Origin of the sequence: Leclercia sp. LSNIH3 (assembly GCF_002935105.1) — a bacterium.
Classification (GTDB): Bacteria; Pseudomonadota; Gammaproteobacteria; order Enterobacterales; family Enterobacteriaceae; genus Enterobacter; species Enterobacter adecarboxylatus.
Genome location: NZ_CP026387.1, coordinates 1,566,102 through 1,579,770, shown reverse-complemented (window position 1 = coordinate 1,579,770; position 13,669 = coordinate 1,566,102). Strand labels below are relative to the sequence as shown.

At 54.2% G+C, this 13,669-nt stretch carries 12 protein-coding genes; 8 read left to right on the top strand and 4 right to left on the bottom strand.

Annotated elements, in window-relative coordinates; all coding sequences use genetic code 11:
- Positions 1–45 precede the first annotated feature (45 nt).
- Together degP and cdaR are read left to right on the top strand one after the other, a co-directional pair.
- On the top strand, positions 46–1,479 hold the full coding sequence (gene degP, locus C3F35_RS07705) for a serine endoprotease DegP (RefSeq protein ID WP_032616603.1): 1,434 nt from the start codon (positions 46–48) through the stop codon (positions 1,477–1,479).
- 159 nt (positions 1,480–1,638) lie between these two features.
- Positions 1,639–2,796, top strand: coding sequence for a DNA-binding transcriptional regulator CdaR (gene cdaR / locus C3F35_RS07700; protein ID WP_039030313.1), 1,158 nt, complete (start codon positions 1,639–1,641; stop codon positions 2,794–2,796).
- 126 nt (positions 2,797–2,922) lie between these two features.
- Here the strand turns inward: cdaR and C3F35_RS07695 are convergent, their stop codons facing one another.
- The 4 genes from C3F35_RS07695 to map form a co-directional block, all read right to left on the bottom strand.
- Positions 2,923–3,312, bottom strand: coding sequence for a DUF3461 family protein (locus C3F35_RS07695; protein WP_032616607.1), 390 nt, complete (start codon positions 3,310–3,312; stop codon positions 2,923–2,925).
- Between the two features lie 111 nt (positions 3,313–3,423).
- Positions 3,424–4,248 carry a 2,3,4,5-tetrahydropyridine-2,6-dicarboxylate N-succinyltransferase gene (gene dapD / locus C3F35_RS07690; protein WP_008501915.1) on the bottom strand — a complete coding sequence of 275 codons (825 nt, stop codon included), beginning with the start codon at positions 4,246–4,248 and terminating at the stop codon, positions 3,424–3,426.
- 30 nt (positions 4,249–4,278) lie between these two features.
- The gene (gene glnD / locus C3F35_RS07685) at positions 4,279–6,954 is read right to left on the bottom strand and encodes a bifunctional uridylyltransferase/uridylyl-removing protein GlnD (protein ID WP_032616653.1); all 2,676 of its coding nucleotides are present in this window, start codon (positions 6,952–6,954) and stop codon (positions 4,279–4,281) included.
- Between the two features lie 62 nt (positions 6,955–7,016).
- Positions 7,017–7,811 (bottom strand): type I methionyl aminopeptidase, encoded by a 795-nt coding sequence (map, locus tag C3F35_RS07680; RefSeq protein ID WP_032616609.1) that lies wholly within the window; start codon positions 7,809–7,811, stop codon positions 7,017–7,019.
- Between the two features lie 321 nt (positions 7,812–8,132).
- Here map and rpsB point away from each other — a divergent pair, with 321 nt between their 5' ends.
- From rpsB to ispU, 6 genes are all read left to right on the top strand, one after another.
- Positions 8,133–8,858, top strand: coding sequence for a 30S ribosomal protein S2 (gene rpsB, locus C3F35_RS07675; RefSeq protein ID WP_032616611.1), 726 nt, complete (start codon positions 8,133–8,135; stop codon positions 8,856–8,858).
- Positions 8,859–8,975: 117 nt separating this feature from the next.
- Positions 8,976–9,827 (top strand): translation elongation factor Ts, encoded by an 852-nt coding sequence (gene tsf, locus C3F35_RS07670; RefSeq protein WP_032616612.1) that lies wholly within the window; start codon positions 8,976–8,978, stop codon positions 9,825–9,827.
- Between the two features lie 152 nt (positions 9,828–9,979).
- Positions 9,980–10,705, top strand: coding sequence for a UMP kinase (pyrH, locus tag C3F35_RS07665; protein WP_032616613.1), 726 nt, complete (start codon positions 9,980–9,982; stop codon positions 10,703–10,705).
- Between the two features lie 167 nt (positions 10,706–10,872).
- Positions 10,873–11,430, top strand: a complete 558-nt coding sequence (gene frr / locus C3F35_RS07660) for a ribosome recycling factor (RefSeq protein WP_032616614.1) — start codon at positions 10,873–10,875, stop codon at positions 11,428–11,430.
- 95 nt (positions 11,431–11,525) lie between these two features.
- Positions 11,526–12,725, top strand: coding sequence for a 1-deoxy-D-xylulose-5-phosphate reductoisomerase (gene ispC, locus C3F35_RS07655; protein ID WP_032616615.1), 1,200 nt, complete (start codon positions 11,526–11,528; stop codon positions 12,723–12,725).
- 185 nt (positions 12,726–12,910) lie between these two features.
- On the top strand, positions 12,911–13,669 hold the full coding sequence (gene ispU, locus C3F35_RS07650; RefSeq protein WP_032616616.1) for a (2E,6E)-farnesyl-diphosphate-specific ditrans,polycis-undecaprenyl-diphosphate synthase: 759 nt from the start codon (positions 12,911–12,913) through the stop codon (positions 13,667–13,669).

The window sequence follows — 13,669 nt, the reverse complement described above, 5'->3', positions numbered from 1 at the left end:
TATACACAGCAATTGTGCGTGACCTGTAAATCGAGATTAAGAAACATGAAAAAAACCACTTTAGCAATGAGTGCACTGGCTCTGAGTTTAGGTTTAGCGTTATCCCCTCTGTCTGCCAGCGCAGCAGAGACTGTCTCTTCCGCAGCCACTGCGCAACAGATGCCAAGCCTGGCACCGATGCTGGAAAAAGTGATGCCTTCGGTGGTGAGTATCAATGTCGAAGGGAGCACCACCGTCAACACGCCGCGCATGCCGCGTAACTTCCAGCAGTTCTTCGGTGACAACTCGCCGTTCTGCCAGGAAGGTTCGCCATTCCAGAGCTCACCGTTCTGCCAGGGCGGGGCGGGTGATGACAACGGCGGCGGCCAGCAGCAGAAGTTTATGGCGTTGGGTTCCGGCGTAATCATTGATGCGGCCAAAGGCTATGTCGTCACCAACAACCACGTGGTGGATAACGCCAGCAGCATCAAAGTTCAGTTGAGCGACGGGCGTAAGCTTGACGCCAAAATGGTCGGAAAAGATCCGCGCTCTGATATCGCTCTGATTCAGATTCAGGATCCGAAAAACCTGACGGCGATTAAGCTGGCTGACTCAGACGCGCTGCGCGTCGGAGACTACACCGTGGCGATCGGTAACCCGTTTGGTCTGGGTGAGACGGTCACCTCCGGTATCGTTTCTGCCCTTGGCCGTAGCGGCCTGAATGCGGAAAACTATGAAAACTTTATCCAGACCGATGCGGCGATCAACCGCGGTAACTCCGGTGGTGCGCTGGTCAACCTGAACGGGGAGCTGATCGGGATTAACACCGCGATCCTCGCCCCGGATGGCGGTAACATCGGCATCGGCTTTGCGATCCCAAGTAACATGGTGAAAAACCTGACCGGTCAGATGGTTGAGTTTGGCCAGGTGAAACGCGGCGAGCTGGGTATCCTCGGCACCGAACTGAACTCCGAACTGGCGAAAGCCATGAAGGTTGACGCCCAGCGTGGCGCCTTTGTCAGCCAGGTGATGCCAAACTCCTCCGCGGCGAAAGCGGGGATCAAGGCCGGTGACGTGATCACCACCCTGAACGGCAAACCGGTGAGCAGCTTCGCGGCACTGCGCGCAGAAGTAGGCTCCATGCCGGTGGGCAGCAAAGTCTCCCTGGGCCTGCTGCGTGAAGGGAAACCGGTCACGGTGACGCTGGAACTGCAGCAGAGCAGCCAGAATCAGGCGGGTACTGCTACCGCGGTCTTCAGCGGTATCGAAGGTGCGGATATGAGTAATAAGGGCCAGGATAAAGGCGTGTCGGTAGATAATGTCAAAGCCAACAGCCCGGCGGCCCGTATCGGCCTGAAGAAAGGGGACGTCATTATCGGTGCCAACCAGCAGCCGATTAAAAATGTCGAAGAACTGCGCAAGATCCTCGACAGCAAACCATCGGTGCTGGCGCTGAACATCCAGCGTGGCGACACCTCTCTCTATCTGCTGATGCAGTAAGTTGTTCTGCCCCTGTTTCTGTCTGGAAACAGGGGCGTTTTCATCCCTTTCTGTGAACCCTTCCACAAGTCCATACTTCTCCCTGTCAGTTTGTGCATCTGCACAATGCGTCGCGAATTAATCTTCCTTATGCTTGAGCGATGCTCAGAGGAGGGTGACATGGCTGGCTGGCATCTTGATACCAAAATGGCGCAGGATATCGTGGCGCGAACAATGCGCATCATCGACACCAATATTAACGTAATGGATGCTCGTGGCCGAATCATTGGCAGCGGCGATCGTGAGCGTATTGGGGAATTGCACGAAGGTGCGCTATTGGTGCTCTCTCAGGGGCGCGTGGTAGATATCGATGACGCGGTCGCGCGGCATCTGCATGGCGTGCGCCAGGGGATCAACCTGCCGCTGCGTCTGGAAGGGGAGATTGTCGGGGTTATCGGTCTGACCGGTGAGCCGGAATCCTTACGCAAATATGGCGAGCTGGTCTGTATGACGGCAGAGATGATGCTGGAGCAATCCCGCCTGATGCATCTGCTGGCGCAGGACAGCCGCCTGCGCGAAGAGCTGGTGATGAACCTGATCCAGGCGGAAGAGCATACCCCGGCGTTAACGGAGTGGGCGCAGCGTCTGGGCATTGACCTCAACCAGCCCCGTGTGGTGGCGGTCATTGAGGTCGACAGCGGCCAACTGGGCGTCGACAGCGCAATGGTCGAGCTGCAGCAGCTGCAAAACGCGCTGGCGACGCCAGAGCGTAATAACCTGGTGGCGATCGTTTCATTAACCGAGATGGTGGTGCTCAAACCGGCATTAAACCAGTTTGGTCGTTGGGATGCGGAAGATCACCGTCGGCGGGTGGAACAGCTGATTGCCCGGATGAAAGAGAATGGGCAGCTGCGTTTCCGGGTCGCGTTAGGGAACTACTTTACCGGCCCGGGCAGTATTGCGCGCTCCTGGCGTACCGCCAGAACGACCATGATGGTTGGTAAGCAGCGTATGCCGGAAAACCGCAGCTATTTTTATCAGGATCTGATGTTGCCGGTGTTGCTCGACAGCCTGCGCGGTGGCTGGCAGGCCAACGAACTGGCGCGCCCGTTGGTACGTTTGAAAGCGATGGATAACAACGGCCTGCTGCGGCGCACGTTACAGGCCTGGTTCCGGCATAACGTGCAGCCACTGGCGACGTCCAAGGCGCTCTTTATTCACCGCAATACGCTGGAATATCGGCTGAACCGTATTTCAGAGTTAACGGGGCTGGATCTGGGGAATTTTGACGATCGGCTGTTGCTATATGTAGCGTTGCAGTTAGACGAGCAGAGATGACGTTGTTTGTCGGGTGATCCGGCCTGTACGGAAACGCAAAACGGCAACCAGAGGTTGCCGTTTTTAGTGTTTGCACTCTCTCCACGTGGGAGAGCGCAGGGTGAGGACATCAGGCCGCACCGGGAATTACTTGTTACGGGTCAACTTCTCAAGATCCGCTTCGATTTCCGTGATCTTGTGGGCAACGACGCTTTCCAGATGACGCAGGTCATCCAGGATCTTCCGCTTCAGATCCACCTCAGTGCGATCGCGCTGGCAAATCTGATCCAGCTCATCAATCACATAACGCAGATTAGGGCTGATCTCCTGCACTTCTTTGTAACCCTGACCGATGCCATCGGCAACGACAGTCTTACGCTGACGTGGGTACTTGAACTTCACGCTCTTGGCGAAGAACTCGCCTTTATCCTTGTGGAAATAGATTTTCAGGATATCGTTGTTGGCTTCCTGACGGAGGCTGTAACGGTCAATTTCATCAGGATTAGTAATGCCCAGACTTTTCAGATTATCGTACATAGCGGTACCCTTGATCTCAACATAACCCATGAATAATTCACGAAAAAATCTATTTTCGCCACCCTCAGATATAAAAAAAGCGGGGTTGCCCCCGCTTTTTGTTATACCCGATTAATCGATGGTGCGCAGCAGTTCGTTGATGCCAACTTTGCCGCGGGTTTTCGCATCGACTTTTTTGACGATAACCGCACAGTACAGGCTGTATTTGCCATCTTTTGATGGCAGGTTGCCGGATACCACCACTGAACCTGCTGGTACGCGACCGTAATGCACTTCACCGGTTTCGCGATCGTAAATACGGGTGCTCTGGCCGATGTAAACGCCCATAGAGATCACCGAGCCTTCTTCCACGATCACGCCTTCAACCACTTCGGAGCGTGCGCCGATGAAGCAGTTGTCTTCGATGATGGTCGGGTTCGCCTGCAGTGGCTCCAGAACACCACCGATACCCACGCCGCCAGAAAGGTGAACGTTTTTACCGATCTGCGCACAGGAGCCAACGGTGGCCCAGGTATCAACCATGGTGCCTTCATCAACGTATGCGCCAATGTTCACATAGGATGGCATCAGCACGGTGTTACGCGCGATAAATGCACCCTGGCGAACCGCCGCCGGTGGCACCACACGGAAACCTTCTTTCTGGAAACGCGCTTCGTCGTAATCAGCGAATTTCATTGGCACTTTATCGAAGTAGCGGCTTTCCGCACCGTCGATAACCTGGTTATCGTTAATACGGAAAGAGAGCAGTACCGCTTTCTTCAGCCACTGATGAGTGACCCACTGACCGTCGATTTTTTCGGCTACACGCAGCGCGCCGGAATCAAGCAGAGAAATAACCTGATTAACCGCCTCGCGGGTCACGGTATCCACATTTGCCGGAGTAATTTCGGCGCGACGCTCAAAAGCGGACTCAATAACGTTCTGTAACTGCTGCATAGTTCAACTCTTTCCAGGTAAAAAAAAACATCACCCTTTATCGTTTGGATTGAGGGCTGCTGTCAACCGTTGTTGCACTTCCTTCTGCAGGGCATTATTAAGCCCACGACGGTCGGCTGTGGCGATTATAAATAAATCTTCTACTCGCTCGCCAATGGTTGTAATTCTGGCGCCGTGCAGCGAAATTCCCAGATCCGCAAAAACCTGGCCAACCCTGGCAAGCAGGCCTGGCTGGTCGAGTGCGATCAGCTCAAGGAAGGATTTCCGGTCGGTATGCGTCGGCAAGAAATTGACCTCGGTATCGACGGTAAAGTGGCGCAGTTTGGCCGGTTGTCTCCGCGGCTGCGGTGGCTGCCAGCTATGTTGGGTGATCGCCTGCTCCAGCCCGTAGCGAATCGGCTCGTGACGGTCGGCCGACAGCGGACTTCCGTCCGGCTCCAGCACAATAAAGGTATCCATCGCCATGCCGTCGCGGGTCGTGAAGATCTGCGCGTCGTGAACGCTGAGGTTACGTCGGTCGAGTTCAGCACAGACCGCAGCAAACAGGTACGCGCGGTCGGGGCTCCAGATAAAGATCTCCGTTCCCCCGCGGGTCGCCTGCGGGCTAAGCAGGATCAGGGGCTTAGACAGATCGTGCTGCAGCAGATGACGGGCGTGCCAGGCCAGCTGATTCGGGCTATGACGCACAAAATAGTTGGCGCGACAGCGCGCCCAAATCAGATGCAGTGCCTCTTCATTAATACTCTCCATCCGCAACAGTGCCAGAGCCTGCATCTGGTGATGGCGCACGCGTTCGCGCATGTCCGGCGTGCTCTGCATTCCGCGACGCAGCTGTTTCTCGGTGGCGAAATAGAGTTCGCGCAGCAGGCTCTGCTTCCAGCTGTTCCACAGCGTCTCGTTGGTGGCGCAGATGTCAGCCACCGTCAGGCAGACCAGGAAGCGCAGGCGATTCTCGGTCTGCACCTCTTCGGCAAACTGTTTGATCACCTCGGGATCCTGAATATCGCGCCGCTGGGCGGTAACCGACATCAGCAGGTGATGGCGTACCAGCCAGGCAACCAGTTGGGTTTCACGCGAATTCAGCCCGTGCAGTTCGGCGAATTTCAGCACGTCCTCTGCACCCAGTATTGAGTGGTCGCCGCCGCGCCCTTTGGCGATATCGTGAAACAGGGCGGCAATCAGGATCAGCTCCGGGTTGGTGAGGCGTGGCCAAAGCTCGACGCAAAGCGGGTGACGACTGCGCACCTCTTCTTTGGCGAAGCTTTCCAGCTTCAGCATTACGCGGATGGTGTGTTCATCAACGGTATAGGCATGGAAAAGGTCAAACTGCATCTGGCCGACGATATGTGACCACTGCGGCATATAGGCCCAGAGTACGCTGTGACGGTGCATCGGCAGCAGCCCGCGGCTGACCGCACCAGGGTGGCGCAACATGCTCAGAAACAGCGAACGCGCTTCCGGGATATAGCACAGCGGCTGGTTAAGATGGCGGCGGGCGTGACGCAGGTGGCGCAACGTAGTGGAGTAGATCCCGGTGATGGTGCTGTTCCGCACCATGGTGTAGAACATCCGCAGAATCGCTTCCGGCTTACGGATAAACAGCGTCTCGTCACGCAGGTCGATCAGGGTGCCGCGCAGCTGGAATTCATCATCAATTGGACGCGGCTTTTCATCGGCGGTAAGCGCCAGGATCGCCTCATCGAACAGCTGCAACAGCATCTGATTCAGTTCACCCACGCGACGGGTCACGCGGAAGAAGTCCTTCATCATCTGCTCGACCGGTTCGTTACCTTCGCCGCTGTAGTGCAGGCGCTGGGCGACGCTTAGCTGGCGGTCAAACAGCAGACGGTTGTCGTAGCGGGTAACTTCAAGATGCAGGGCGAAACGGATGCGCCACAGCAGATGCAGACACTCATTCAGCTCGGTACGTTCGGCCTCGGTAAGGAAACCAAACCCGACCATCTCATCCAGCGAGGTGGCGCCGAAATGGCGGCGGGCGACCCATTGCAGGGTGTGGATATCGCGCAGGCCGCCCGGGCTGCTTTTGATATCCGGCTCCAGGTTGTAGCTGGTGCCGTGGTAACGCTGGTGGCGCACCTGCTGCTCATCGACCTTCGCGGCGAAGAACTTCTCTGATGGCCAGAAGCCGTCGCTGAAAATGTGCTTTTGCAGCTCCAGAAACAGGGCCACGTCGCCAATCAGCAGGCGGGTTTCAATCAGGTTGGTAGCGACGGTGAGATCGGATAACCCTTCCAGCAGACACTCTTCCAGGGTTCGCACGCTGTGGCCGATTTCAAGTTTGACATCCCACAGCAGGGTCAGCAGCTCACCGATTTTTTGCGCCTGTTCATCAGGCAGCTTTTTCCGGCTCAGGATCAGCAGGTCAATATCCGAAAGAGGGTGCAGCTCGCCACGGCCATAGCCGCCGACCGCGACCAGCGCCACATCGCCCAACTGACCAAAACCGTAGTCAATCCATAAGCGTTGCAGGAGCTGATCGATAAATTCCGTGCGCGCCTCAATAAGCGCTTCAGCGGAGATCCCGCTATCAAAGGCCTCCCCCAGCCAGCGCTGGAAGATATCGATATGCGCTTTGATGCCAGCGCAGGTCAGCTCGGCCGTCGGCCAGACGCCGGGGTTATCCGGCTGGCCAGGCAGGGTGGGGAGTGCCGTATTGGCATACTGTTCGGGTAAAAGGTTACTCATTGCGCGCCACCCATAAGAAAAAACGATAGCCATTAAAAAAGCCGGCATTTGCCGGCTTCTTATCATGCGTCTTGCGAGAGTATCGCCGGGATGGTGTCATCCTTGCGTAACGTCAAAATTTCGCAGCCGTTGTCGGTCACCACAATAGTATGCTCGTACTGGGCAGACAAGCTCCGGTCTTTAGTTTTCACCGTCCAGCCATCTTTCATGGTACGGATGCGGTAATCACCCGAGTTGACCATCGGCTCAATGGTGAAGGTCATGCCCGCCTGCAGCACTACACCGCCGTCATCCGCATCATAGTGCAGAACCTGTGGCTCTTCATGGAAAACACGGCCAATACCGTGACCGCAGTATTCGCGGACCACAGAGAAACCCTGTGCTTCAACAAATTTCTGGATCGCCGCACCGAGAGTACGCAGGCGAATGCCCGGCTTGACCATCTTCAGCGCCAGATAGAGGCTATCCTGCGTCACTTTACACAGACGCTCGCCCAGAATAGTCGGTTTGCCGACGATGAACATTTTGGAGGTGTCGCCGTGGTACTCGTCTTTAATGACGGTCACGTCGATGTTAACGATGTCGCCGTCTTTCAGCAGTTTTTCGTCATCCGGGATGCCGTGACAGACCACTTCATTAATAGAGATACACACGGATTTCGGGAAGCCGTGGTAGCCAAGGCAAGCGGAGACCGCCTGCTGCTCATTCACGATGTAATCATTACAGATGCGATCCAGTTCGCCGGTGCTAACGCCCGGTTTTACGAACGGCTCGATCATTTCCAGCACTTCAGCGGCCAGACGACCGGCGACGCGCATCTTTTCAATTTCTTCAGGTGTCTTAATAGAGATAGCCATGTAATCTGTCCATCAGTGTCGTTTTTTTCGACAATACTAGTCTAAGTGTTGTCAATGGTATCAGTCTGGCGCACATGCTGCCAAATTGAGATTCCCTCACCGCACACACCGCCAACAATTGTTGGTTTCGGGTAGCATTTTGTGGTATAAAGCGCGCCGGACTTCCGATCCATTTCAGATACACAGAATGGACGGGAGCGACAAATCTCACTTTGTGTAACAACACACACGTATCGGCACATATTCCGGGGTGCCCTTTGGGGTCGGTAATATGGGATACGTGGAGGCATAACCCCAACTTTTAAATAGAGGTTTTAAAACATGGCAACTGTTTCCATGCGCGACATGCTCAAGGCTGGTGTTCACTTCGGTCACCAGACCCGTTACTGGAACCCGAAAATGAAGCCTTTCATCTTCGGCGCACGTAACAAAGTTCACATCATCAACCTTGAGAAAACTGTACCAATGTTCAACGAAGCCCTGGCTGAGCTGAACAAGATCTCTTCCCGTAAAGGTAAGATTCTGTTCGTTGGTACTAAGCGCGCTGCAAGCGAAGCTGTGAAAGAAGCTGCTAACAGCTGCGACCAGTTCTTCGTGAACCATCGCTGGCTGGGCGGTATGCTGACCAACTGGAAAACCGTTCGTCAGTCTATCAAGCGCCTGAAAGATCTGGAAACCCAGTCTCAGGACGGTACTTTCGAAAAGCTGACCAAAAAAGAAGCGCTGATGCGCACTCGTGAGCTGGACAAGCTGGAAAACAGCCTGGGCGGTATCAAAGATATGGGCGGCCTGCCAGACGCGCTGTTCGTTATCGATGCTGACCACGAGCACATCGCAATCAAAGAAGCTAACAACCTGGGTATCCCAGTATTCGCAATCGTTGATACCAACTCCGATCCGGACGGTGTTGACTTCGTTATCCCGGGTAACGACGATGCAATCCGTGCTGTTAGCCTGTACCTGAGCGCTGTAGCTGCTACCGTTCGTGAAGGCCGTTCCCAGGATCTGGCTTCTCAGGCGGAAGAAAGCTTCGTAGAAGCTGAATAATAAGGTTCTACCCCTTATTAGTACCGTGTATGAATAGGGGCCAATTATCGGCCCCTTTTTTCAATTTATACTGTTTGGCTTCTGGCCGGGCAGTTCACATCTCCCGAGGATTTAAGAATGGCTGAAATTACCGCATCCCTGGTAAAAGAGCTGCGTGAGCGTACTGGCGCAGGCATGATGGATTGCAAAAAAGCGCTGACTGAAGCGAACGGCGACATCGAGCTGGCAATCGAAAACATGCGTAAATCTGGTGCGATCAAAGCAGCTAAGAAAGCAGGCAACGTTGCTGCTGACGGCGTGATCATCACTAAGATCGACGGCACCTACGGCATCATTCTGGAAGTTAACTGCCAGACTGACTTCGTAGCTAAAGATGGCGGTTTCCAGGCATTTGCTAACAAAGTTCTGGACGCAGCTATTGCTGGCAAAATCACTGACGTTGAAGTTCTGAAAGCACAGTTCGAAGAAGAGCGTGTTGCGCTGGTTGCTAAAATCGGTGAGAACATCAACATCCGTCGCGTGTCTTCCCTGGAAGGCGACGTTCTGGGTTCATACCAGCACGGTGCGCGTATCGGTGTTCTGGTGGCGGCTAAAGGCGCTGACGAAGAGCTGGTTAAGCAGCTGGCAATGCACATCGCTGCAAGCAAGCCAGAATTCGTTAAGCCAGAAGACGTGTCTGCTGAAGTTGTAGAAAAAGAGTACCAGGTTCAGCTGGACATCGCCATGCAGTCTGGCAAGCCAAAAGAAATCGCAGAGAAAATGGTTGAAGGCCGCATGAAGAAATTCACCGGCGAAGTTTCTCTGACTGGCCAGCCTTTCGTAATGGATCCAAGCAAGTCTGTTGCTCAGCTGCTGAAAGAGCACAACGCTGACGTAACTGGCTTCATCCGCTTCGAAGTGGGCGAAGGCATCGAGAAAGTTGAGACTGACTTCGCAGCAGAAGTTGCTGCAATGTCTAAACAGTCTTAATCAGCGAAAAGAAGCCGCCTGAGGGCGGCTTCTTTTTGTGTTCGTTACGTGTAAATCAGCCAAGTGCCTATAGTCTCTGTGCTGAGATGCGATATATCATGTCGCCAGAATTAACCCCCCATCTTAATCGTTGACAGTCCCAGGAAAGAAATATGGCTACCAATGCAAAACCCGTTTACAAACGCATTCTGCTTAAGCTGAGCGGCGAAGCGCTGCAAGGGTCGGAAGGCTTCGGTATTGACGCAAGCATCCTTGACCGCATGGCGCAGGAAATCAAAGAACTGGTTGAACTGGGCATCCAGGTTGGCGTAGTCATTGGCGGTGGTAACCTTTTCCGTGGCGCGGGTCTGGCAAAAGCAGGCATGAATCGCGTGGTGGGCGACCACATGGGTATGCTGGCAACGGTCATGAATGGCCTGGCTATGCGTGATGCACTGCATCGTGCCTATGTGAATGCGCGCCTGATGTCCGCTATTCCACTGAATGGCGTCTGTGATAACTACAGCTGGGCCGAAGCTATCAGCCTGCTGCGCAACAACCGTGTGGTGATCCTCTCTGCCGGTACGGGTAACCCATTCTTTACTACTGATTCCGCGGCCTGCCTGCGCGGTATTGAGATCGAAGCCGATGTGGTACTGAAAGCGACCAAAGTGGACGGCGTGTTTACTGCCGATCCAGCAAAAGATCCTGCTGCCACCATGTACGATCAGCTGACCTACAGCGAAGTGCTGGATAAAGAGCTGAAAGTGATGGATCTTGCCGCCTTTACACTTGCTCGCGACCACAAACTGCCGATTCGTGTCTTCAACATGAATAAGCCTGGCGCGCTGCGTCGCGTGGTGATGGGCGAAAAAGAAGGCACTTTGATCACGGAATAATTTCCGTCGACGATAAATACAGGTAAGATTCCGCTTTATTTTGTAGTGATATCTTACCTGGACGCGCCTTTGGCGTTGTCATGAATTAAACGCGACTATACTTAGCACACCTGTAGCGTAGTGCTGGTGGATAGTCTGCCTGAGACAAGTTTCCAAGGATTCGTAACGTGATTAACGACATCAGAAAAGATGCTGAAGTACGCATGGACAAATGCGTTGAAGCGTTCAAAACCCAAATCAGCAAAATTCGTACTGGCCGTGCTTCTCCAAGCCTGCTGGATGGTATCGTCGTGGAATACTACGGTACGCCAACGCCGCTGCGTCAGCTGGCGCAGGTTACGGTAGAAGATACCCGTACGCTGAAAATTAACGTCTTCGATCGTTCAATGGGCCCGGCTGTTGAGAAAGCCATCATGGCATCCGATCTGGGTCTGAACCCAAGCTCTGCAGGCACGGATATCCGTGTTCCACTGCCAGCGCTGACCGAAGAGCGTCGTAAAGATCTGATCAAAGTGGTACGTGGTGAAGCAGAGCAGGGCCGTGTTGCCGTGCGTAACGTACGCCGTGACGCGAACGACAAAGTGAAAGCACTGCTGAAAGACAAAGAGATCAGCGAAGATGACGATCGCCGCTCTCAGGACGACGTACAGAAACTGACCGATGCAGCCATCAAGAAGCTTGATGCGGCGCTGGCAGAAAAAGAAGCGGAACTGATGCAGTTCTGATTTCTGACGTAATCTGATAAAACGCCGTACAGAAGGCCCGATGGGCTTTGCTGGCGGCGTTTTGCTTTGCTGGTTTCACTACTTCTGGACAATTCATGAAGCAATTAACACTCCTCGGCTCAACCGGTTCGATTGGTTGCAGCACGCTCGACGTCGTTCGCCACAACCCTGAACACTACACCGTGACCGCGCTTGTCGCCGGAAAAAACGTTCAGCGGATGGTCGAGCAGTGTCTTGAGTTTTCGCCACGCTATGCGGTTATGGACGACGAGGAGAGTGCTCGCCAGGTAAAAGCGCTGCTGGCCGAAAATGGCAGTCGGACCGAAGTATTAAGCGGTCAACAGGCTGCCTGCGACATGGCGGCCCTGGATGAAGTAGACCAGGTGATGGCAGCGATTGTGGGAGCTGCGGGCCTGCTGCCGACGCTGGCGGCGATCGATGCCGGGAAAACGGTGTTGCTGGCCAATAAAGAGTCGCTGGTGACCTGCGGACGCCTGTTTATGGAGGCGGTAAAGCAGCGCGGTGCACGTCTTTTGCCGGTAGATAGCGAACATAACGCTATTTTTCAGAGTTTACCGCAACCGTTTCAGCAAAACCTGGGGTACGCTGATCTCGAGCAGAATGGCGTCTCTTCTATCCTGCTTACCGGGTCTGGTGGCCCGTTCCGTGATACGCCGTTGTCTGACCTGGTCTCAATGACCCCGGATCAGGCCTGCCGTCATCCGAACTGGTCGATGGGGCGTAAAATCTCGGTCGACTCTGCCACCATGATGAATAAAGGTCTGGAATACATTGAAGCCCGCTGGTTGTTTAACGCCTCGGCAGCGCAGATGGAAGTGTTGATTCACCCGCAGTCCGTGATCCACTCCATGGTCCGTTATCGGGATGGCAGCGTGGTGGCGCAGTTAGGCGAGCCAGATATGCGTACGCCTATCGCCCATACGATGGCGTGGCCAAACCGCGTCGTCTCCGGCGTGAAGCCGCTCGACTTTTGCAAATTAAGTGCGCTGACGTTCAGCGCGCCGGATTATCAGCGCTATCCATGCCTGAAACTGGCAATGGAAGCCTTCGAGCAGGGGCAAGCAGCGACAACTGCCCTTAATGCGGCGAATGAAATTGCTGTCGCCGCCTTCCTCGAACAACGGATCCGCTTTACGGATATCGCTGCGCTGAACCTGTCTGTTCTTGAGGCAATGGATTTACGCGAGCCGCAAAGTGTGGATGATGTGCTGACCGTCGATGCGAAAGCCAGGCTCACGGCGCAAAAAGCGGTGACGCACCTCGCAAGCTGGTGATAATCCAGCCTCGGGTGGTCATGCTATTTGTTAGCGTTGTGCTTCAGTGATATAGTCTGCGCCACCTGATTGCGGGTAGTTGACGTTACGTGGTCAGGTAAGCCGTGGTATGACACGGCTTTTTTACGTAAAGGCTTCAGTATTCCTGAGTACCGTTAAATCCTTTCAGGGACCAAAAACGCGTTATGTTGTCTGCGAATCAACCAATAAGCGAGAACTTGCCAGCACATGGCTGTCGTCATGTTGCGATCATCATGGATGGCAATGGCCGCTGGGCGAAAAGACAAGGGAAGATCCGAGCCTTTGGGCATAAAGCTGGGGCGAAATCTGTGCGCCGCGCCGTTTCTTTTGCCGCTAATAACGGCATTGATGCGTTAACGCTCTATGCTTTCAGCAGTGAAAACTGGAATCGACCTGCGCAGGAAGTTAGTGCGTTGATGGAATTGTTTGTGTGGGCGCTCGACAGCGAAGTAAAAAGCCTGCACCGCCACAACGTTCGTCTGCGTATTATCGGGGATACCAGTCGTTTTAACTCACGTCTGCAGGAACGTATTCGTAAAGCGGAAGCGTTGACCGGGAAAAACACCGGCTTAACGCTCAATATCGCGGCGAATTATGGCGGACGTTGGGATATTGTCCAGGGTGTACGGCATTTGGCTGAACAGGTTCAGGAAGGGCTATTACAGCCGGACCAGATTGATGAAGAGGCGCTGAGTCAGCAAATCTGCATGAGTGAACTGACACCCGTGGATTTAGTAATTAGGACAGGGGGAGAACATCGCATCAGTAACTTTTTGCTGTGGCAGATTGCCTACGCCGAACTTTACTTTACAGATGTTCTTTGGCCCGATTTTGATGAACAAGACTTTGAAGGTGCGCTGCATGCCTTTGCCAATCGAGAGCGTCGCTTTGGTGGTACCGAGCCTGGTGGCGACAACGCCTGA